The organism is Actinospica sp., assembly GCF_035552695.1.
Taxonomy (GTDB): domain Bacteria; phylum Actinomycetota; class Actinomycetes; order Streptomycetales; family Catenulisporaceae; genus Actinospica.
In genome coordinates this window covers 11,518-33,093 of sequence record NZ_DASZKT010000074.1, presented here as the reverse complement: position 1 = coordinate 33,093, position 21,576 = coordinate 11,518, and the positions used below count along the sequence as shown (strand labels likewise).

Sequence of the window (21,576 nt, the reverse complement as noted above, 5' to 3'; positions counted from 1 at the left end):
TCGCCGGGCCGCTTCGGGCGCGGCGGGGAGAAGTCCGTCGTGCAGTCGCTGACCGGCTCGACCAGCACGCAATACCAGCGTTCGGTGGCGACGCGGGCCGTGGAGCGGTACGTCTGGTCGCCCTCGGACATCATCAACGAGGTGCCGGTCGGGCACGCGCTCATCTCGCTGGCGACACCCGATGGAATAAGAACACCCCCGGTTCTCGTCAACTTGAGGGCGTAGGGCCGTTTTGCGCTGCAACGTGTATCGCGACACGCGGTGCACGGCGAACTAATCTGGCCCCGTAGATCGCCGCCGTACCAAGTCGTACTGAGGAGTGCCACGTGTCCACCGAACCGCGCAGCTTCTGGCTGGCCGGGCGTCCGGCCACCGGATCTGACTCGTTTCCGGTCGTCAACCCGTACACCGGCGCCACGATCGCCGAGGTGTCGATCCCGACCGACGCGCAGGTCGAGGAGGCAGTCGCTGCCGCGCACGCGGCGCTGCCGGTGACGACCGCGCTGTCGGCGCACGCGCGGGCCACTGCGCTCGACCACGTGGCGAGGCGGCTCGGCGAGCGGTCCGAGGAGATCGCGGCGCTGATCACCGCGGAGAACGGCAAGCCGATCAAGTGGGCCAGGGCCGAGGTCGGGCGGGCCGTGTCGGTGTTCCGCTGGGCCGCCGAGGAGGCCCGCCGCTTCGGCGGCGAGCTGCAGCGGCTGGACACCGACGCCACGGCGGCCGGCCGCGCCGGGATCGTGCGGCGTTTCCCCAAGGGCGCGGTGCTCGGCATCTCGCCGTTCAACTTCCCGCTGAACCTGGCCGCGCACAAGGTGGCCCCGGCCATCGCCGTCGGCGCGCCGATCCTGCTCAAGCCCGCGCCCGCCACGCCGCTGTCCGGGCTGCTCATCGGCGAGCTGCTGGCCGAGACCGAGCTGCCCGCCGGGTCCTGGTCGATCCTGCCGGTGCCGAACGAGCGGATGGCCGCGCTCAACCAGGACCCGCGGCTGCCGATCATCTCCTTCACCGGCTCGACCGTCGTCGGCGAGCTGATTCAGGGACAGGCCCCGCACAAGCACGTGACCCTCGAACTCGGCGGCAACGCTGCGGCGGTCGTGCTCGGCGACTACTCGTCCGAGGCGGACCTCGACTGGGCCGCCAACCGGATCGCCACCTTCAGCAACTACCAGGCAGGCCAGTCCTGCATCTCGGTACAGCGCGTGATCGCCGACGCCTCGGTGTACGACCGGCTCGTCGACAAGCTCGTCGACGCGATCGGCAGGCAGGGTGTGGGCGATCCGACCGACCCGTCCACCGATGTCGGCCCGCTGATCAGCGAGGCCGCGGCGCAGCGCGTCGAGCAGTGGGTCGAGGAGGCTGTGGCCGCGGGTGCGACGCTGCTGGCCGGCGGCAAGCGCGAGGGTGCGGCCTACGCGCCGACCGTGCTGGCCGATGTGCCGAACGACGCGAAGGTCGTGCGCGAGGAGGTCTTCGGCCCGGTGCTCGTGCTGCAGCGGGTCGAGGGCGTCGACGAGGCGTATGCGAAGGTCAACGACTCGCAGTTCGGCCTGCAGACCGGCGTCTTCACGCACGACATCCAGGCCGCGTTCCGCGCGCACCGCGAACTGGAGGTCGGCGGCATCATCGTCGGCGACGTCCCGAGCTACCGTGCCGACCAGATGCCCTACGGCGGGGCCAAGGCCTCCGGCGTAGGGCGCGAGGGCGTCAAGTACGCGATGGCGGACTACACCTACGAGCGAGTGCTGGTGCTGACGGGAATCGACCTGTAGCCGCACGAGTCGGAGCTCTGTGGATTTGAGTTCGGTGGATTTGAGTTCGGTGGATTCGAGCTCGGTGGATTCGAGCCCAGGGGATTAGAGCTCGAACTTGGCCTCGCCGGTCGCGGTGACGGTGCCGCGCTGGCGGATCTCGAAGCGGCCGTCGGGGCCGAACTCGACCGTCGCCGGCGGGGTCGGCTCGGTGAAGCGCGCCGCGCGCATGCTGCAGGAGCGCAGGCGCAGGTTCGGCTCGTTCGCGTGCAGCGCGGCCGTCTGCTGGACGGCCCCGATCAGGACCATCCCGGTCAGATGGTCGCTCGGGTGGTCGTGGAAGAACGGGTGGTGCGGGTCGGCGGGCGCGACCCGCACGGCGCCGCGCGCGTCCACGGCCACCAGGACGTCCTCGGGCCACGAGGCTCCCACGCGGCCGGGATCGACCGGCGTCAGCTGAGCATCGTCGACGGCCGTGGTCGCCGGTCTGCGGTTGCGGACGGCCCGGTACGCGGCGGAGCTCAGCATGCGGGCGACGCCTTCCGCGCGGGCGAATTCGCGTCCACCGGCCGACAGGCGGACCGACAGGCCGAGGTTGCGAAGCCTGTCCGCGCCGGCGCCCGGCGTGCCGCGGTGCACGGTGGCCGCGCAGGTGACCTCCGTGCCCTGATACGGCCGGGGCGGCTCGTCCGCGGTCGGCTCGAACTCGAAGCTCAGCTCCTCGATCAGCACCCGCGAATCCGCGGCCACGCCGTAGCAGCGCAGCGGCAGGTAGATGCCGAGTTGACGCAGCGTCTCGGCGACGAGCAGCGGGTCCTGGCGCTCGGTGCCGGGGGCGCAGCGGTCGAAGGTCGGGCGGGTGCGCGGCCAGTGGACCTTGGCGCGGAACTCGTCGTCCGGGCCGGCCCGGCGCACGTCGGTCAGCAACAGCTGACTCCGCGCCAGGCGGCGGACGAAGCTCCGCGCGGCCAGCGCGGAACGGTTCGGCGCGGGCTGCGCGAGCAAGTCGATTTCCGTCATGTGGATATATAAACGACTTGTAGTTGAATTCGGGCGCTGACTCGCCGTGGCCGCCGACCGGGATACGCCGGTTGGTCCGTGCCGGGCACTGCGCGAGAATGATGTCGTGTCCCCAAGTGAGAGAGAGCCCATGACTTCGAGCACCAGCACCCGGCGCATCGTCATCCTCGGCTCCACCGGCTCCATCGGCACCCAGGCGATCGACGTCGTCCTGCGCAACCCGGACCGCTTCCGCGTGGTGGCCTTGGCCGCGGGCGGCAAGAATCCGCGGCTGCTCGCCCAGCAGGCCCTCGACCTCGGTGTCGAGGTGGTCGCGGTGGCGAAGGGCACGGCGGCGGAGGACCTTCAGCTCGAGCTGTACGCCGAGGCGCAGCGCCGCGGCTACAGCACCGGCGACGCGCGGGTGCCGCGGCTGCTGGCCGGGCCGGACAGCGTGGCCGAGCTCGCCGCGTACGACTGCGACGTGGTGCTCAACGGCATCGAGGGCGCGGCCGGCCTGCTGGCCACGCTCGCCGCGCTCAAGGCGGGCCGCACCCTCGCGCTCGCCAACAAGGAGTCGCTGATCATCGGCGGCGACCTGGTGACCTCGCTGGCCGCGCCGGGACAGCTCGTCGCGGTGGACTCGGAGCACTCCGCGCTCGCCCAATGCCTGCGCGGCGGCACGGCGGACGAGGTGCGCAAGCTGATCGTGACGGCCAGCGGCGGCCCGTTCCGCGGCCGCAAGCGCGACGAGCTGCACGATGTGACCCCGGATCAGGCGCTGGCCCACCCCACGTGGGCGATGGGCCCGCTCGTCACCATCAACTCGGCCACCCTGGTCAACAAGGGGCTCGAGGTCATCGAGGCGCACCTGCTCTACGACGTGCCCTTCGACCGGATCGAGGTCGTCGTGCACCCGAGCTCGATCGTGCACTCGATGGTCGAGTTCGCCGACGGCTCGACCCTCGCCCAGGCCTCGCCGCCGGACATGCGGATCCCGATCGCGCTCGCGATGGGCTGGCCGGAACGGGTCGCCGACGCGGCCCCCGCGTGCGACTGGACCAAGGCGGCGACCTGGGAGTTCTTCCCGCTCGACGAGGAGTCCTTCCCGGCGGTGGCGCTGGCCAAGCACGTCGGTCGGCAGGGTGGGACCAGCCCGGCGGTTTTCAACGGCGCCAACGAGGCCTGCGTCTACGCCTTCCTGGAGGGCCGCATCCCGTTCACCGCGATCGTGGACACGGTCGCGGCCGTCGTCGCGGAGCACGAGGCCTCGCCCGACCAGGTCGGACGCGGCGAGCTGAGCCTGGAGGCGGTGCTTGCCGCGGACGCCTGGTCCCGGGAACGTGCCGCGCAGCTCGCTCGGGCTAGCTAAGGTTGAGAAGCACACCGTTCGCGGGGCGATGGCCCGGGGCGGTGAACGCGGTACGGAACTTTCCGCGCGTCGTCGTGCGTCTCTCCCTGGAGACGGTCGATGCGCGGCAGACTGTGGAACAGGCGAGCGAAGGCGGGTAGTCAAGCGTGGGTGTGGTAGGCGCGCTGTTGTTCGTGCTCGCTCTGCTCGTTTCGATCGTGTTGCACGAGGCCGGGCACATGTGGTGCGCGCGCTGGTCGGGCGGCAAGGTCACCGAGTTCTTCGTCGGCTTCGGACCACGGCTGTGGTCCTTCGTGCGCGGCGAGACCGAGTACGGAGTCAAGGCGATCCCGGCCGGCGGCTACGTCAAGATCGTCGGAATGACGGACCTGGACGAGATCGAGCCGGGTGACGAGGACCGGGCGCTGAAGAACATGCCGGCGCGCAACCGGCTGCTCACTCTGTCCGCCGGCTCGCTGATGCACTTCCTGATCGCGCTGTTCATCTTCGCCTTCGTGCCGATGGCCTGGGGTGTGCAGCAGAGCACGACGAGCGTCGGCTCGGTCTCGACCTGCATGGTGCCGAGCGGCGCCAGCGCGGGGGCGACCACCGGTTGCAGCAGCGCGCAGAAGTCTCCCGCCGCGGCGGCCGGGCTGGTGTCCGGGGACAAGATCACCGAGGTCGCCGGCAAGCCGGTGAGCGACGCGACGAGCCTGGTCAACGCGCTGCACGCGCTGCCCGGCGGCCAGCCGGCGACGATCACCTACACCGACTCCAGCGGCGCGACGCACAGCACGACCGTCACCCCGGTGAGCTCGAACGCCGTGACGCAGACCAACGGCAGCACCGGCAAGGGCAGCCTGATCGGCATCAGCCTCGGCGCGACGACCGTGCACCAGAACCCGCTCGTCGCGATCAAGACCAGCGGCAGCGACTTCTGGACCTCGATCAAGGACACCTTCTCCGGCCTGGCCTCGATCCCGGCGTCCATCCCCAGATTGTTCGACTCGACCGTGCACCACACGCAGCGGTCCACCAGCAGCCCGGTCGGCGTCGTCGGCATGGCCGAGGTCAGCGGGACGCTGTTCCAGCAGGGCGGCCTCGGCTCAGTGCTGCTGCTGGTGGCCGAGGTCAACGTCTTCATCGGCGTGTTCAACCTGCTGCCGATTCTGCCGCTGGACGGCGGGCACATCGCGATCCTGCTCTACGAGGAGGCGCGCAAGCGGGTCTACCGGCTGTTCCGCAAGCAGGACCCGGGCCGCGTCGACCTGAACAAGATGATGCCGGTCGCCTACGGGTTCCTGCTCTTCTTCGTCTGCCTGACGGTGCTGCTCGTGGTGGCGGACGTCAGCAACCCCCTCCGCCTCGGCTGACCAGGCTGACCCGGGGAGTTGTTGCGGCATCGGGTGGAGACCGCGTCGACTGACCCGTGGAGTTGTTGACAGCATCGGGTGAAGACCGCCTCGACTGACCCGTGGAGTTGTTGACAGCATCGGGTGAAGACCGCCTCGACTGACCCGTGGCGGTGAAGATCGGGTGAAGACCGTGTGCCGTTCGGCGACCGGTGTCCACCGTTGAGAGGGACGTACCGTAGCGTGGATGGGGTAGTGGGCCCAGCTGCGGCGAGAATCTTGCTGTAAGCCACGCTGGACCTAGTCGCCGCAGGATCGTCACGACTCGCAGGAGACCCCGACAGATGACCGCCGTCGCACTCGGCACTCCGTCCGTTCCGGCCAAGCCGCTCGCTCCTCGTCGGGTCTCCCGGCAGATCCAGGTGGGCAGCGTGCCGGTCGGCGGGGACGCCCCGGTGTCTGTTCAGTCCATGACCACGACGTTGACCTCCGATGTGAACGCCACGCTGCAGCAGATCGCGCAGCTGACCACGTCCGGCTGCCAGATCGTGCGGGTGGCGGTGCCCTCGCAGGACGACGCGGACGCGCTCCCGATGATCGCGAAGAAGTCGCAGATCCCGGTGATCGCGGACATCCACTTCCAGCCGAAGTACGTCTTCGCCGCGCTGGACGCCGGCTGCGCGGCGGTCCGGGTGAACCCGGGCAACATCCGCAAGTTCGACGACCAGGTCGGCGAGATCGCCAAGCGCGCGAAGTACCTGGGCACCCCGATCCGGATCGGGGTGAACGCCGGCTCGCTCGACCCGCGGCTCTACGAGAAGTACGGCAGGGCCACGCCGGAGGCGCTGGTCGAGTCCGCGCTCTGGGAGTGCTCGCTGTTCGAGGAGCACGACTTCCGGGACATCAAGATCTCGGTGAAGCACAACGACCCGGTCGTGATGATCCAGGCCTACCGGCAGCTGGCCGCCGCGTGCGACTACCCGCTGCACCTCGGCGTGACGGAGGCGGGCCCGGCGTTCCAGGGCACGATCAAGTCGGCCGTGGCCTTCGGCGCGCTGCTCGCGGAGGGCATCGGCGACACGATCCGCGTCTCTCTCTCGGCGCCTCCGGTCGAGGAGGTCAAGGTCGGCAACCAGATCCTCGAGTCGCTCGGGCTGCGCAAGCGCGGCCTGGAGATCGTCTCCTGCCCGTCCTGCGGCCGCGCCCAGGTGGACGTGTACACGCTGGCCGACCAGGTCAGCGCGGCGCTGGAGGGCCTGGACGTGCCGCTGCGGGTGGCCGTCATGGGCTGCGTGGTCAACGGTCCCGGCGAGGCGCGCGAGGCGGACCTCGGCGTGGCGTCGGGCAACGGCAAGGGGCAGATCTTCGTCCGCGGCGAGGTCATCAAGACGGTGCCGGAGGCGCGCATCGTCGAGACGCTCGTCGAGGAGGCCGCCCGGCTGGCCGAGGAGCTCGGCGTCGACCTGGGCGAAGGCGAGCCGCAGGTCTCCGCGGTCTGAGCCGGGCCTCGGCCGAGTACGTGCATTGATACGGAAGCCGGTCCCGGCGGGTCGCTCAGACCGCCGGGACCGGCTCGTTCGTTACATCCGCGATTACAACTTCCTCTCCAGGGCTTACAGTGGTGCTGTGCCCCCTGAGTGCCGCGCCCGCGCCCAACGCGCCCTACGCGGCGTCGCTGTGTCCGCCGCCCATCCGGTGACGCGCATCAGTTCGGGGGCGAGCCCCCGGTGAACATGATGACCCGGCTGCTCTCCCCGTCCGCCGCGGCGCGCGTGCTCGGACAGGGCGATGTCGAGGACGTTCTCGACCTGCTCAGCCGCGATCCGGTGGACAACGTCTTCATCGCCTCCCGGGTGGCCACGGCCGGGCTCGACCCGTGGCAGATGGGCGGCGAGCTGTGGGGATTCCACGTCGGCGGACGGCTCAGCTCGATGTGCTTCTCCGGCGCCAACCTGGTGCCGGTCAACGCGACGCCCGAGTCCGTGCGCGCCTTCGCCGACCGCGCGCGCAAGCAGGGGCGGCGCTGCTCCTCGATCGTCGGGCCGCGCGAGCCGGTGCTCGACCTGTGGGGCTACCTCGGCGCGCACTGGGGAGCGCCGCGGGAGATCCGGTCCAGCCAGCCGGTGATGGCGATCCGCGAATCCTCGCCGACCATCGCGCCCGACTTCCGGATCCGGCCGGTGCGTCCGACCGAGCTCGACGCCCTGATGCCGGCCTGCGTGGCCATGTTCACCGAGGAGGTCGGCGTCTCGCCGATCGGCGCGGACGGCGGGCACAGCTACCGGCAGCGGGTGGCCGAGCTGATCGGCGGCGGACGCGCGTTCGCCTGGTTCGACGGCGGCGAGGTCGTGTTCAAGGCCGAGATCGGCGCCGTGACCAGGGAGGCGTGCCAGATCCAGGGCGTCTGGGTCAACCCGCGCTACCGCGGGCAGCGGATCTCCGAGGGCGGCATGTCGGCGGTCGTCGAATACGCGCTGCGCGACTTCTCGCCGCTGGTCACCCTGTACGTCAACGATTTCAACGCCCCGGCCCGCGCCGCGTACCACCGGGTCGGCTTCCGCGAGGTCTCCGAGTTCGCGTCCATTCTGTTCTGATCCTTTCGGCAACGCGTTCGGCGTACGCCGCGATGACGGATATCCTCGGTTGTCAGGCAAGAGTGTCCGCTATTCGAGGAGTCCCGCAGTGATCTCGCGCATGTCGTCGCTGTTCCTTCGCACCCTTCGCGACGATCCGGCGGACGCCGAGGTGCCGAGCCACAAGCTGCTGGTGCGCGCCGGCTACGTCCGCCGCGTCGCCCCGGGCATCTACTCCTGGCTGCCGCTCGGCAAGATCGTGCTGGACAACATCGCCCGCGTGGTCAAGGAGGAGATGGACCGGATCGGCGCCCAGGAGGTGCAGTTCCCGGCCCTGCTGCCGCGCGAGTACTACGAGGCCGCCGGGCGGTGGACCGAGTACGGCGACAACCTCTTCCGGCTCAAGGACCGCAAGGGCGGCGACTACCTGCTCGGCCCGACGCACGAGGAGATGTTCACCCTCATGGTCAAGGGCGAGTACTCGTCCTACAAGGACCTGCCGGTGATCCTCTACCAGATCCAGACGAAGTACCGGGACGAGGCCCGTCCGCGCGCCGGAATCCTGCGCGGCCGCGAGTTCCTGATGAAGGACTCGTACTCCTTCGACCTGGACGACGAGGGCCTCAAGCGCTCCTACGAGCTGCACCGCGAGGCCTACATCAGGATCTTCACGCGGCTCGGGATGGACTACCGGATCGTCTCGGCGATGTCCGGCGCGATGGGCGGCTCGGCCTCCGAGGAGTTCCTGGCCCCGGCCCCGACCGGCGAGGACACCTTCGTGCAGTGCACCAACTGCGACTACGCGGCGAACACCGAGGCCGTCGAGGGCCGTCCGGGCGCCGAGATCGACGCGTCCGGCACCGCGGCCGCGCGGGTCTACGACACGCCCTCCACTCCGACGATCGCGAGCCTGGTCGAGGTCTTCCGCGGCTTCGAGGGCTTCGAGGGCACGACGGCGGCGGACACGCTCAAGAACGTGGTCGTGAAGCTGCGGTACCCGGGCAAGAAGGATCCCGAGGTCCTGATCGTCGGTGTGCCCGGCGACCGCGAGGTGGACATGAAGCGGCTCGAGGCGGCCGTCTCCCCGGCCGAGATCGAGATGTTCGAGGCCGAGGACTTCGCAAAGCACCCGGCCCTCGTCCGCGGCTACATCGGCCCGCAGGGGCTCGCAGAGGCCGGATACACGTACCAGGTGGACCCGCTGGTCGTCCCCGGCTCGTCCTGGATCACCGGGGCCAACGAGGAGGGCAGGCACGCCGCCCACGTGACCTACGGCCGGGACTTCGCGCCGGAGGGCGCCATCGGCGCCGCCGAGGTGCGTGCCGGAGACGCCTGCCCCCGGTGCGGAGGCGCGCTGTCCATCGATCGGGGTATCGAGATCGGGCACATCTTCCAGCTCGGCCGCAAGTACGCGGACGCCTTCCAGCTGGACGTGCTCGGCCCGGACGGCAAGCCGGTGCGGGTCACGATGGGCTCCTACGGCGTCGGCGTCTCGCGCGCGGTCGCGGCCGTCGCCGAGCAGAAGTACGACGAGTACGGCCTGGTCTGGCCGCGCGAGATCGCCCCGGCCGACGTGCACCTGGTGGCCACCGGCAAGGACGACGCGGTCTTCGATGCCGCGGCGAAGCTGGCCGCCGAGCTGGACGCGGCCGGCCTGCGGGTGCTGTTCGACGATCGGCGCGGCACCTCCCCGGGCGTGAAGTTCAAGGACGCCGAGCTCATCGGCGTGCCGACGATCGCCGTCGTGGGCAAGGGCCTGGCCCAGGGAGTCATCGAGGTGAAGGACCGGGCCACCGGCGAGCGGCGGGACGTGCCGCTGGCCGAGGCCGTCGCGGCGCTCACGGCCTGAGCGGCTCGGCAAGGCTTTCCGGCGGACCGCGAGCGACTACCCTGTAAAGTGCGGACCTCGCGGTCCTGCCCGCGTTGACTTTCCACCCGCCTCGCGGGAATTCACATCGAGCACAGTCGAGGAGCCCTTCCGATGAGCCCCGCCGCCCGCGCCAAACTCGACGGGGCCAAGCTCCGCGAACAGCTGGAGCCGGTCGTGGCCGCGCTGGGCTACGACCTCGAGGACGTCACCGCGCAGCGGGCCGGCTCCCGGCAGCTGCTGCGCGTGATCGTGGACGGGGACGGCGGGATCTCGCTGGACGACATCGCCGAGGTGAGCCGGGCCGTGAGCGCGGCCCTCGACGAGAGCGACCCGATGGGCGAGGCACCCTACGACCTCGAAGTCACCTCGCCGGGCGTCAGCAGGCCGCTGACGCTGCCGCGGCACTGGCGGCGGGCCGTCGGACGGCTCGTGCAGGTGCCGCTGACCGCGGGCGGCGAGTTGACCGGGCGGATCATCGAGGCCGACGAGGAGGGCGTCACCCTGGAGCTGCCCGGCAAGAAGCCGGGGACCAAGGGCGGCGAGCGGCGGCTGGCCTACCCCGAGCTCGGCCGCGGCAAGGTGCAGGTGGAGTTCAACCGTCCCGGGACGGCGGACGAGTTGGACGACGAAGTCGCCGCGGAGCACGAGGACGGCGCCGACGAGGACGAGCAGAGCTGAGGACCGATGGACATCGACATGAGGATGCTGCGCGATCTCGCGCAGGATCGCGAGATCTCGCCCGACCTGTTGTACGGGGCCATCGAGCAGGCGCTGCTGCACGCGTACGAGCACACCGAGGGAGCGCGGCCGGGCGCCCGGGTGGAGCTGGACCGCAAGAGCGGGCACGTGACCGTGTTCGTCAAGGAGACCGACGACGCCGGCGCCCCGATCGGGCTCGAGTTCGACGACACCCCGAGCGGCTTCGGCCGGATCGCGGCGGCCACCGCCCGGCAGGTGATCTCGCAGAAGCTGCGCGAGGCCTCGGACGAGGCCGTGTTCAAGGACTTCGCGGCGCGCGAGGGCGACCTGGTCTCCGGCCGGGTGCAGCAGAGCGACGACCCTCGGCACGTGCTGATCGAGATCGACTCGGGCAAGCAGGAGCGCTTCGAGGCCATGCTGCCGACCCCCGAGCAGGTGCCCGGCGAGCAGTACACGCACGGCCTGCGGATCAAGTGCCTGGTGGTCCAGGTGCGGCGCACCCCGCGCGGCCCGGCCGTGATCCTGTCCCGCAGCCACCCGAACCTGGTGCGCAAGCTCTTCGCGCTCGAGGTCCCGGAGGTCGCCGACGGCACCGTGGAGATCTCCGCGCTGGCCCGTGAGGCCGGGCACCGGACCAAGATGGCGGTGCGCTCGCGCAAGTCCGGGGTCAACGCCAAGGGCGCCTGCATCGGGCCGGTCGGGTCGCGCGTGCGCAACGTGATGACCGAGCTGCACGGCGAGAAGATCGACATCGTGGACTGGTCCGACGACCCGGAGAAGCTGGTCGCCTCCGCGCTGTCCCCGGCGAAGGTCTCCAAGGTCAAGATCCTCGACCTGGAGACCCGGTCCGCGCAGGTCATCGTGCCGGACTACCAGCTGTCCCTGGCCATCGGCAAGGAGGGCCAGAACGCCCGGCTCGCGGCCCGGCTCACCGGGTGGCGGATCGATATCCGGTCGGACGTCGCGGAAGAGAAGTAGGCGCAAGGGGTCTGAGCCTCCGTCAGCTGTGACGGAATAAGGATCCGCGGGCGTACGTTGCCCCGTACACTGTACCTACCGCCGATCTTGGGCCGGTCCGGAGCCGAGGGGAAATGGCGGTAGCATAGAGTGTGACTGGCCTGCCGGAAATCCCCGAGGTCCGCGGTGTCCCGATGCGCATGTGCGTCGGATGCCGGGAACGGGGTGCGCAGGACCTGTTGCTCCGTGTCGTCGCGGTGACGGAGGGAACGGACGCCCCGAGCGTCCGGCCCGATCCGCGTCGGCGCCTCCCGGGACGCGGTGCCTACGTGCATCCGCGGCCCGAATGCCTCGCTCTCGCCGAGAGGAGGCGGGCCTTCCCGCGGGCTCTGCGCCTGCAGGGTGGCCCGCTGGACCTCGAGCCGCTGCGCGCCGCCCTCGCGGTGCACGGGCGGGACTGAGGCGGGCCGGCGAGGGGAGCGAGCAGGTCACGGGCACCCGAAGGGGTTCGGTGGGAACGGCGAAAACAGGCGGAAGCAGGTAGAGAAACATCATGAGCACGCGATGAGCACACAGCGATGAGCACGCCCATGAAGTGACAGCGACGGTCGCGCGGACTGAGAAGACGCGGACCGAAGAAGGAGTGAAGTGGCCAAGGTCCGGGTCTATGAACTCGCCAAGGATTTGGGTGTTGAGAGCAAGGTCGTCATGGCCAAGCTGCAAGACCTCGGTGAGTTCGTCCGTTCGGCGTCCTCGACGATCGAGGCGCCCGTCGAGCGAAAGCTGAGAGATGCCCTCGCGGCCGAGGGCAAGGGCGGCTCCGCCGCCCCGGCGCGCACCGGCGCGCCAAGGCCGACCCCGCAGCCGCGTCCGGTCGCCGCGAACGGCGGCGGTCCGAAGCCGGGCCCCGCGCCCAGGCCGGGCCCCGCGCCGCGTCCGGCGGCAGCGGCCGCCGCTGCCCCGCAGACCCCGCAGTTCCAGGCGGAGGCCGCGGCTCCGGTCGCGCCCGCAGCGGCGGCGGCTCCGGCCCCTGCCGCGGGACCGGCGACCGGCGGCCGTCCGACGCCGGGGCCGAAGCCGGCCCCGCGTCCGGCTCCCGCCGAGCAGTCCCCGCGTTCCGGCGGCGCCCCGCGCCCCGGCGGCGACCGCGACCGTGACCGCGGCCAGGGCGCACCGCGTCCCGACCGCGACCGCGGCGACCGGCAGGGCCAGGGCCAGGGTGCTCCGCGCCCCGGCGGCTCCGGCCAGCGTCCCGGCGGTTCCGGCCAGCGCCCGCAGGGCCCGCGTCCCGGCAACAACCCGTTCACCTCGGGCTCGACCGGCATGCCGCGTCCCGGTGCACCGCGTCCGCAGGGCGCGCGTCCGTCCGAGGCGCCCGGCCGCAGCGATGGCGCGGTGCCCGGCGCGCCGCGTCCCGGCATGCCGCCGCGTCCGGCCGCCCCGCGTCCCGGCGGCGGCCCGCGCCCGAACCCGGGCATGATGCCCAACCGTCCAGGACCCTCCTCGGACCGCGGCCCCCGTCCCGGCGGCGGCGGTCCCGGCGGCCCGCGTCCGGGCCCCGGCGGCGACCGCGGCGGCCGCGGCGGCGCCGGTGCTCCCGGCGGTCCGCGTCCGGCCGGCGGCGCCCCGCGTCCCGGTGGCGGCGGCGGTCCGCGTCCCGGCCCCGGATCCGGCTTCGGCCCCCGTCCGGGCGGCTTCGGCGGCGGTCCAGGCGGCGGCGGTGGCGCTCCCGGCGGCGGTGGCGGCGGTTTCGCCGGCCGTCCCGGCGGTGGCGGCGGCGGTGGCCGTGGCGGCCGCGGCGCCGGCACCCAGGGCGCGTTCGGCCGTCCCGGCGGCCGTGGCCCGGCCCGTGGCCGGAAGTCGAAGAAGCAGCGCAGGCAAGAGTTCGACAACATGCAGGCGCCGTCCATCGGCGGCGCGATGCTGCCGCGCGGCAACGGGCAGGTCGTCCGGCTCACCCGCGGTTCGTCCCTGATGGACCTCGGCGAGAAGATCGGCGCCAACCCGGCCGCGCTGGTGCAGGCCGCCTTCGCGATCGGCGAGATGGTCACCGCGACCCAGTCGGTCAACGAGGAGATCCTGCAGCTGATCGGCTCGGAGATCGGCTTCGAGATCCAGATCGTCTCGCCCGAGGAGGAGGACCGCGAGCTGCTCGAGTCCTTCGACATCGACTTCGGCGAGCACGAGGGCGACGACGACGACCTCGCGCCGCGTCCGCCGGTGGTCACCGTCATGGGCCACGTCGACCACGGCAAGACCCGCCTGCTGGACGCGATCCGCAAGGCGAACGTCGTGGCGGGCGAGGCCGGCGGCATCACCCAGCACATCGGCGCCTACCAGGTCACGGCCGAGATCGGCGACGGCGAGCGGCGGATCACCTTCATCGACACCCCGGGCCACGAGGCGTTCACCGCCATGCGTGCCCGCGGTGCCAAGGTGACCGACATCGCGGTGCTGGTGGTCGCGGCCGACGACGGCGTGAAGCCGCAGACGATCGAGGCGCTGAACCACGCCAAGGCGGCCGACGTGCCGATCGTGGTCGCGGTGAACAAGATCGACAAGGAGGGTGCGGACCCGCTCAAGGTCCGCAGCCAGCTCACCGAGTACGGACTGGTGGCCGAGGACTTCGGCGGCGACACCATGTTCGTCGACATCTCCGCGCGGGAGAACATCGGCATCCAGGACCTGCTCGAGGCGGTCGTGCTGACCGCCGACGCGTCCCTGGACCTGAAGGCCAACCCGCACCAGAACGCGGAGGGCGTCGCGATCGAGGCGCACCTGGACCGCGGCCGCGGCGCCACGGCCACCGTGCTGGTCCAGCGCGGCACGCTGCGCGTGGGCGACACGATGGTGGTCGGCGACGCGCACGGCCGAGTGCGGGCCATGCTCGACGAGAACGGCAACAACGTCGAGGAGGCGGACCCCTCCCGTCCGGTGCAGGTGCTCGGTCTGACCGCGGTGCCCGGGGCCGGCGACACCTTCCTGGTGGTCGAGGAGGACCGCGTCGCCCGGCAGATCGCCGAGCGCCGTTCGGCCAGGGAGCGCAACGCGCTGCTCTCCCGCCGCCGGGTGCGCGTCTCCCTCGAGGACCTGGACAAGGCCCTCAAGTCGGGCGACATCCAGCAGCTCAACCTCATCATCAAGGGCGACGTGTCCGGTTCGGTCGAGGCCCTGGAGGACGCGCTGCTCAAGCTGGACGTCGGCGAGGAGGTCGACCTTCGGATCATCCACCGCGGCGTCGGCGCGATCACCGAATCCGACGTGGACCTGGCGCTCACCAGCGACACGATCATCATCGGCTTCAACGTGCGGGCCGACGGCCGCGCCCGGACGAAGGCCGACCGCGAGGGCATCGAGATCCGCTACTACTCGGTCATCTACCAGGCGATCGAGGAGATGGAAGCGGCGCTCAAGGGCATGCTCAAGCCGGAGTACGAGGAGGTGCAGCTCGGCAGCGCGGAGATCCGCGAGGTCTTCCGCTCCTCCAAGTTCGGCAACATCGCGGGCTGCCTGGTGCGCTCGGGCACGATCCGGCGCAACAGCAAGGCACGGGTCATCCGGGACGGAACGCTCATCACGGAGGGCCTGGCGATCGACTCGCTGCGCCGGTTCAAGGACGACGCCACCGAGGTCCGCGAGGGCTTCGAATGCGGTATCGGCCTCGGCTCCTACAACAACATCCAGGTCGGCGACACGATCGAGACCTACGAGATGCGGGAGAAGCCGCGCGTCTGAGGCGTGCGGGTGACCCCGAGGTAATTCCCTTGGTCCCGACGGGCCCGGTGTGCGAGTCTCGTGCACCGGGCCCGCTCGGGCGCTCATCAAATCCCCCGGGCTGGGCTAGCCCTGATGCGCTGTGGCCGACGACGGCATGTTCTCCGGAACGCTGAAGATCGACGTACTGTTGGGTGAGGTGCACTCGCTCAAGGAGAAACGGGCCCTGATCAGGCCGGTGCTCGCGGACCTGAACCGGCGCGCGGGGGTGGGCGCGGCCGAGGTCGCGCTGCAGGACCTGCACCGGCGGGCCGTGCTCGGCGTGGCCGTCGTGGCGGGAACCCACGCACGGGTGGTAGAGCTGTTGGATGACAGCGAGGGCGCGGTGGCCTGGCGGCCGGAGCTCGAGGTGCTCTCGGTGCACCGCCGTGTCCGCAGCGACCAGGACGAGTGAACGAAGGAGCGGACCATGGCGAACAGCACGCGTTCGGCGAAGCTCGCGGACCGGATCAAGGTGGTGGTCGCGGAGACGCTGAAGACCCGGATCAAGGATCCGCGTCTGGGGTTCGTGACCATCACCGACACCCGGATCACCGGTGACCTGCGGGAGGCCACGGTCTTCTACACGGTCTTCGGCGACGAGGAGGAGCGGGAGGCCTCGGCCGCGGCGCTGGAGTCCGCCAAGGGCGTCCTGCGCAGCGAGGTCGGTCGGCAGACGGGCGTGAAGTTCACCCCGAGCCTGACCTTCATCATGGACGCGATCCCGGAGGGCGCGAAGCAGATCGACGACCTGCTCGCGAAAGCCGCCGCCGAGGACGCCCGGGTGCGCGAGATCGCCCAGGGCAAGACCTTCGCCGGCGAGGCCGACCCGTATCGGCCCGAGCGACGCCTGGACGACGACGATGACGAGGCCGGCGAGGACGAGAGTTGAGCCGTCGCCCCAAGGCCTATGCAGACCGTCCGGTGCCGCCGGACGGTCTCGTCATTGTGGACAAGCCCGGCGGCTGGACCTCGCACGACGTGGTCGGCAAGATGCGCCGCCTGGTCGGCACCCGCCGCGTCGGGCACGCCGGGACGCTGGACCCGATGGCGACCGGCGTGCTGGTGCTAGGCGTGGAGCGGGCCACCCGGCTGCTCGGACACCTCACGCTGACCCGCAAGGAGTACGAGGCGACCATCCGGCTCGGCCAGCGCACCGTCACCGACGACGCCGAGGGCGAGGTCACCGAGCAGGCGCCGGCCGAACGCGTCGGGGCTGTGACCGACGCCGGGATCGCGGCCGGGATCGCGGCGCTGACCGGCGAGATCATGCAGGTGCCCTCGGCGGTCTCGGCCATCAAGGTGGACGGCGTGCGCTCGTACGCGCGGGTGCGCTCGGGCGACGAGGTGAAGCTGCAGCCGCGGCCGATCACCGTCTACGAGTTCGAACTGCGGGAGACCCGGCGGCCGGCGGCCGAGGGCCTGATCGACCTGGACGTGCGCGTGGCGTGCTCAAGCGGAACGTACATCCGGGCCCTGGCCCGCGACCTGGGCGAGGGGCTCGGCGTCGGCGGGCATCTCACGGCCCTGCGACGGACGCGGGTCGGCCCGTACACGCTGGCCGAGGCGGAGTCGCTCACCGATCTGATGGCCCGGTTCGAGGCGGGCGAGACGATCCCGGTGCTGCCGATCGCGGAGGCCGCGGGCGCCGCGTTCCCGCGCTACGACGCGGACGAGGAGCAGGCGAAGGCGATCGCGCACGGCGGCCCGCTGCCCGCGCGCGGGCTCGGCCCCGGCCCGATCGCGGTCTTCGCCCCGGACGGGGCCTTCCTCGCGCTGGTGGAGGAGCAGGGCCGGCGCTGCAAGCCGATCGCCGTCTTCGTCTGAGGGCTTCGTCTGTGGGTCTCGTGCGCGGGCCTCGTATGAGGAAGGCCACATCCCGGTGCCGGGATGTGGCCTTCGGCCTTCGGCTCAGTTGCCCGGCGGGGTGGCCCACGGGTCGGCCGGCTGCTGCGGATAGCCGTCCTGCGGCCGCATCGGCTGTCCCGGCATGATCGGGTAGGTGTACGGCATCGGGCCGCCCGGGTAGCCGTACGGCGCCGGATAGAAGGTCTGCGGCTTGAAGTACGGCCCGGATTCCTTCTTCCACAGCAGCACCACGACGGTCAGCCCGAGCACCCAGGACAGCGCGTTCTCCGCGACCAGCACGAAGATGACTCCGCCGATCCACTTGTACGCGGCCGCGATGATGGCGATGTCGCCGAGCAGGCCGAGGCTGGAGATCCCGAAGAAGACCGTGCCGGTGATCCGCGCCCAGTTCTTCCCGGCCCGGTTGGCGAAGGCCATCCAGACCCACAGGCCGATGCCGACGATCCCCCCGAACGCGGCGGAGGCGATGTTCACGCTGGTGCTGGTGTCGATGGTGCCCGCGTTCAGCGCTTGCTGGATCCGCGCGTCCACCTGGTGGTTGAACAGGAAGGACAGCACCACGTTGACCACTTCGAGGCCCGCGCCGACGAGCATCAGGGTGAAGGCGCGCTGGACCGCCGGCGGCATCGGCGGCTTGGCCGGAGCCCCGTACCCGGCTTGCTGCGGATGGGCCGGGTACGGACCCGTTGGCTGGTAGGACATGCTGGGATTCCCCTCCTCGTCAGGCGAAACGCAGCTCATAGTAAGGCCGGAGCAGGCAAAGGCGAAGAGCCGGGGAGCGAACCGCGAGTAGGGATCGTGCCAGAAGATCTGGCACGCTTGGTCTGTGAGCGTAGAGCGGGAAACGATGCAGCGTTGGCGCGGCCTGGACGAGGTCCCCGGCGACTGGGGGCCGTCGGTGGTGACCATCGGCTTCTTCGACGGCGTGCACCACGGCCACCGGCGCGTCGTGCGCCGCGCGGTGGAGCTGGCGCGGGAGCGCGGCGTGCGTGCCGTCGTGCTGACCTTCGACCCGCACCCGAGCGAGGTCGTCCGGCCGGGCACCCATCCGCCGCTGCTGACCACGCCGGAGTACCGCTCCGAGCTGATGGCCGCGCTCGGCGTGGACGCGGTGCTGGTGCTGCCGTTCACCGCGGAGCTGTCGAAGCAGTCCCCGGCCGAGTTCGTGAAGCGGGTGCTCGTGGACCGGCTGCACGTGGTCGGCGTCGTGGTGGGGGAGAACTTCCGCTTCGGCCACAAGGCGGCCGGGAACGTGGCCGTGCTCACCGAGCTCGGCGCCGAGCACGGGTTCACGGTCGAGGGCCTCGCGCTCGCCGCCCCCGAGGAGGGCGAGGAGACGCGCTTCTCGTCCACCGACGTGCGCCGGATGGTGCTCGCAGGCGACGTGGAGACCGCGGCGCTGCGGCTGGACCGTCCGCACCGGGTGGAGGGCCCGGTCGTGCACGGGGCCAAGCGCGGCCGCGAGCTCGGCTTCCCGACCGCGAACGTGCAGACGCCGGACTACACCGCGATCCCGGCCGACGGCGTGTACGCGGGCTGGCTCCTCGTCGGCGGCGAGCGGCTGCCCGCGGCGATCTCCGTCGGCACCAATCCGCAGTTCGACGGGCAGCACCGCACCGTCGAGGCGTACGCGCTGGATCGCACCGACCTCGACATCTACGACCAGCACGTCGCGGTGGAGTTCCTCGCGCGGGTGCGCGGCCAGGAGCGCTTCGCCGGGATCGAGGAGCTGATCGAGCGGATCAACCAGGACGTGGCGAAGGTCAGGGTACTGCTGAACGCGCAGTAGAATGCGGCTCGAAGTTTTCAGCCGACAGAATTGAATCGGGGGCGGCGGGGCCGTGGGGGAGAACGACGATGCGCTGTTGGAGCGTGCCGAGACGTGGTTCGTGCGGCGCGGGCTGCCGTATTTCATCGAGGACCGCAAGGCCACCGACGACGTCTTCTCGCCCGCGCTGCCGCTGCTGCTCGGGTACTTCGTCATCGACCTGATGGTGGTGCTCTCGCTGCGGCTCACGCCCTGGCAGCGGATCGGCGGCGCGGCGCTCGGCATCGCGCTGCTCGGCTTCCTCTATGTGCTGCGCAACTGGATCAAGGGCGACCCGCCGTTCAGCCTGCCGCGCCGGATCAGCTGGATCGAGTTCGGCGGCTTCGTGCTGATCCCGCCGGTGGTGGACTTCGCCACCCGGCGCAAGCCGAAAGTGGCGCTGCTCGACCTCGGCGCGGACGTGGTCGTGGTGCTGCTGATCTGCCTGGTCGCCTCGGCGCTGTTCCCGTTGGCGCGCTGGGCGTTCCGGCGCACGTTCCAGGAACTCGGCGAGGTGTTCGACCTGGCCGCGCGGGCGCTGCCGCTGCTGTTCCTGTTCAACAGCTTCCTGTTCATCAGCAAGGACGTGTGGGAGTTCAGCGGCGAGATGTCCCCGCACCGCGTCTGGGGCGTGGTCGGGCTGTTCGCCGTGTTCACGGTGATCTTCCTGTTCTACCGGCTGCCGGAGGAGGTGCGCCGCGTCGCCGCGCACGACGACCGCACGACCATCGTCGAGGCCTGCCGCAAGACGCCGATGGAGAGCGTGGTGGACCGCGTCGTGCTGCACGAGGGCGAACTGCCGCTCAGCCGGGCGCAGCGTTTCAACGTGCTGCTGGTGCTGTTCATCGGCCAGATCCTGCAGGTGCTGCTGCTCGGCGCGCTGGTGTTCGTGTTCTTCCTCGGCTTCGGCAAGGCGGCGCTGACGGACAAGCTCATCAACGATTGGACCGGCCGGCCGGACGGTCACACGGAGTACGCCACGGTCTTCGGCTACCGGCTGCAGAACTACCTGCACTTCTCCGTCGACGCCCGGCTCTGGCGGGTCTCGCTGTTCCTCGCCGCCGTCTCCGCGTTCTTCTTCGCCATCTCCTCGATGACCGACGAGGCGTACAAGGCGCAGTTCTACGACCGGATGAACCGGGAGTTGGAGACGGCTATCCAGGTCCGCCGCGTCTACCTGGCCCTTTACGAGGGCCGGCACGCGGTCGCGGACACCGGCGCCGCGCAGCACGAGTTTCCGCATCCACGCCGCCATGCGCGGGCGTCTAAGCTTGAATCATGAGCGAGACCGAGTACGGCGAGGTGGTCGGCTTCCTGACCGACCTGATCCGCATCGACACCTCGAACCCGATCAAGCCGGAACGCCCGGCCGCCGAGTACGTGGCGGAGAAACTCGCGGAGGCCGGCCTCGAGCCGGAGATCTTCGAGTCGGAGCCGGGCCGCGCCTCGGTCGTCGCGCGCTTCGAGGGCACCGACTCCTCGGCCGACGCGCTGCTCGTGCACGGCCACCTCGACGTGGTCCCCGCGGACGCGGCGGACTGGAGCTTGCATCCGTTCGGCGGGGAGGTGAAGGACGGCCTGGTCTGGGGCCGCGGCGCCGTCGACATGAAGGACATGGACGCGATGACGCTCGCCGTCGTGCGCCGCATGCTGCGCGAGGGCCGTCGCCCGCGCCGCGACGTGGTGCTCGCGTTCCTCGCCGACGAGGAGGCGGGCGGCAACTTCGGCGCGAAATTCCTCGCCGACAAGCACCCGGAACTGTTCGAGGGCTGCACCGAGGCGATCAGCGAGGTCGGCGGCTACTCCTACGAGATCAACCCCGAGCTCCGGCTGTATTTGATCGAAACGGCGCAGAAGGGCCTCGCCTGGATGCGCCTGCACGCCCGCGGCCAGGCCGGTCACGGCTCGATGCTGAACACGGACAACGCGGTCACCCGGGTGGCCCAGGCCGTCGCCCGCATCGGCGCGCACGAGTTCCCGGTGACGCTCACCCCGACCGTGCGCGACTTCCTGACCGAGGTCTGCGAGGCGATGGACATCGAGTTCGACCCGGACGATCCCGAGGCCGCCGTCGCCCGGCTCGGCCCGCTCGCCCGCTTCATCGGCGCCACGCTCAAGCACACGGCCAACCCGACCATGCTCGAGGCCGGATACAAGTCGAACGTCATCCCGGAGCGCGCCTCGGCGGTCATCGACGGCCGTTTCCTGCCCGGCGGCCAGGACGAGTTCCTCGCCACGATCGACGAGCTGGCCGGGCCCGGCGTGACCCGCGAGAACATCCACCTGGACCGCAGCGTCGAGTCCCCCTTCGGCACTCCGCTCGTGGAGACGATGCTCGCGGCGCTGAAGGCCGAGGACCCGGCGGCGCGCACGGTGCCCTACTGCCTGTCCGCCGGCACCGACAACAAGACCTTCGCCTCGCTCGGCATGACAGGCTACGGATTCGTCCCGCTGCGGCTGACCCCGGATCTGGACTTCGCCGCGATGTTCCACGGCGTCGACGAGCGCGTTCCGGTCTCCGCCCTGGACTTCGGCGCACGCGTGCTCGACCGTTTCCTGATGGCGGCATAGAACCGGTCGGGGGACCGGGATGAG

Annotated in this window: 19 protein-coding genes; 17 read left to right on the top strand and 2 right to left on the bottom strand. The window is 71.0% G+C overall.

From position 1 onward, the window contains the following. Both VG296_RS10255 and VG296_RS10250 read left to right on the top strand, forming a co-directional pair. Positions 1-225 (top strand): hypothetical protein (locus VG296_RS10255; protein WP_325565397.1); only part of this gene is annotated, 225 nt, incomplete at its 5' end. A gap of 101 nt (positions 226-326) precedes the next feature. Beyond that, a complete protein-coding gene (locus tag VG296_RS10250) occupies positions 327-1,772 on the top strand; it encodes an aldehyde dehydrogenase family protein (protein ID WP_325565396.1) in 1,446 nt (481 codons plus the stop codon). 84 nt (positions 1,773-1,856) lie between these two features. Here the strand turns inward: VG296_RS10250 and VG296_RS10245 are convergent, their stop codons facing one another. Beyond that, entirely contained in the window at positions 1,857-2,771 is a 915-nt protein-coding gene (locus VG296_RS10245; protein WP_325565395.1) for an AfsA-related hotdog domain-containing protein, read from the bottom strand. A 130-nt stretch (positions 2,772-2,901) separates the two neighbouring features. Here VG296_RS10245 and dxr point away from each other — a divergent pair, with 130 nt between their 5' ends. The 12 genes from dxr to truB all read left to right on the top strand — a co-directional run bounded on the left by dxr (position 2,902) and on the right by truB (position 17,132). After that, a complete protein-coding gene (gene dxr / locus VG296_RS10240; RefSeq protein WP_325565394.1) occupies positions 2,902-4,122 on the top strand; it encodes a 1-deoxy-D-xylulose-5-phosphate reductoisomerase in 1,221 nt (406 codons plus the stop codon). Positions 4,123-4,268: 146 nt separating this feature from the next. Then, positions 4,269-5,474, top strand: coding sequence for an RIP metalloprotease (locus tag VG296_RS10235; RefSeq protein WP_325565393.1), 1,206 nt, complete (start codon positions 4,269-4,271; stop codon positions 5,472-5,474). Positions 5,475-5,797: 323 nt separating this feature from the next. Then, the gene (gene ispG / locus VG296_RS10230) at positions 5,798-6,952 is read left to right on the top strand and encodes a flavodoxin-dependent (E)-4-hydroxy-3-methylbut-2-enyl-diphosphate synthase (RefSeq protein ID WP_325565392.1); all 1,155 of its coding nucleotides are present in this window, start codon (positions 5,798-5,800) and stop codon (positions 6,950-6,952) included. 237 nt (positions 6,953-7,189) lie between these two features. Next, a complete protein-coding gene (locus tag VG296_RS10225; protein ID WP_349259516.1) occupies positions 7,190-8,047 on the top strand; it encodes a GNAT family N-acetyltransferase in 858 nt (285 codons plus the stop codon). Between the two features lie 88 nt (positions 8,048-8,135). After that, positions 8,136-9,875: a proline--tRNA ligase gene (locus VG296_RS10220; RefSeq protein WP_325565391.1), complete on the top strand. Its 1,740-nt coding sequence runs from the start codon at positions 8,136-8,138 to the stop codon at positions 9,873-9,875. A 132-nt stretch (positions 9,876-10,007) separates the two neighbouring features. After that, entirely contained in the window at positions 10,008-10,574 is a 567-nt protein-coding gene (gene rimP, locus VG296_RS10215; protein ID WP_325565390.1) for a ribosome maturation factor RimP, read from the top strand. A gap of 6 nt (positions 10,575-10,580) precedes the next feature. Next, on the top strand, positions 10,581-11,573 hold the full coding sequence (gene nusA / locus VG296_RS10210; RefSeq protein ID WP_325565389.1) for a transcription termination factor NusA: 993 nt from the start codon (positions 10,581-10,583) through the stop codon (positions 11,571-11,573). 173 nt (positions 11,574-11,746) lie between these two features. Further along, a complete protein-coding gene (locus tag VG296_RS10205) occupies positions 11,747-12,013 on the top strand; it encodes a YlxR family protein (protein WP_325565398.1) in 267 nt (88 codons plus the stop codon). A 187-nt stretch (positions 12,014-12,200) separates the two neighbouring features. Further along, positions 12,201-15,287 (top strand): translation initiation factor IF-2, encoded by a 3,087-nt coding sequence (gene infB / locus VG296_RS10200; RefSeq protein WP_325565388.1) that lies wholly within the window; start codon positions 12,201-12,203, stop codon positions 15,285-15,287. Between the two features lie 121 nt (positions 15,288-15,408). Further along, complete coding sequence (locus VG296_RS10195; RefSeq protein WP_325565387.1) at positions 15,409-15,720, top strand: DUF503 domain-containing protein; 312 nt, start codon at positions 15,409-15,411, stop codon at positions 15,718-15,720. A gap of 15 nt (positions 15,721-15,735) precedes the next feature. After that, a complete protein-coding gene (gene rbfA / locus VG296_RS10190) occupies positions 15,736-16,197 on the top strand; it encodes a 30S ribosome-binding factor RbfA (RefSeq protein ID WP_325565386.1) in 462 nt (153 codons plus the stop codon). Continuing rightward, a complete protein-coding gene (truB, locus tag VG296_RS10185; RefSeq protein ID WP_325565385.1) occupies positions 16,194-17,132 on the top strand; it encodes a tRNA pseudouridine(55) synthase TruB in 939 nt (312 codons plus the stop codon). Before rbfA ends, truB begins: the two co-directional genes overlap by 4 nt. A gap of 84 nt (positions 17,133-17,216) precedes the next feature. Here the strand turns inward: truB and VG296_RS10180 are convergent, their stop codons facing one another. Continuing rightward, positions 17,217-17,876, bottom strand: a complete 660-nt coding sequence (locus tag VG296_RS10180; RefSeq protein ID WP_325565384.1) for a hypothetical protein — start codon at positions 17,874-17,876, stop codon at positions 17,217-17,219. 145 nt (positions 17,877-18,021) lie between these two features. Between VG296_RS10180 and VG296_RS10175 the strand changes: the two genes are divergently transcribed. From VG296_RS10175 to VG296_RS10165, 3 genes are read left to right on the top strand one after another with little or no spacing between them, the layout of a single operon-like run. Continuing rightward, positions 18,022-18,963 carry a bifunctional riboflavin kinase/FAD synthetase gene (locus VG296_RS10175; RefSeq protein WP_349259514.1) on the top strand — a complete coding sequence of 314 codons (942 nt, stop codon included), beginning with the start codon at positions 18,022-18,024 and terminating at the stop codon, positions 18,961-18,963. 52 nt (positions 18,964-19,015) lie between these two features. Then, the gene (locus VG296_RS10170; protein WP_325565382.1) at positions 19,016-20,263 is read left to right on the top strand and encodes a hypothetical protein; all 1,248 of its coding nucleotides are present in this window, start codon (positions 19,016-19,018) and stop codon (positions 20,261-20,263) included. Then, positions 20,260-21,552, top strand: coding sequence for a M20/M25/M40 family metallo-hydrolase (locus VG296_RS10165; RefSeq protein ID WP_325565381.1), 1,293 nt, complete (start codon positions 20,260-20,262; stop codon positions 21,550-21,552). The genes VG296_RS10170 and VG296_RS10165 overlap by 4 nt, the downstream gene beginning before the upstream one ends. Positions 21,553-21,576 lie beyond the last annotated feature (24 nt).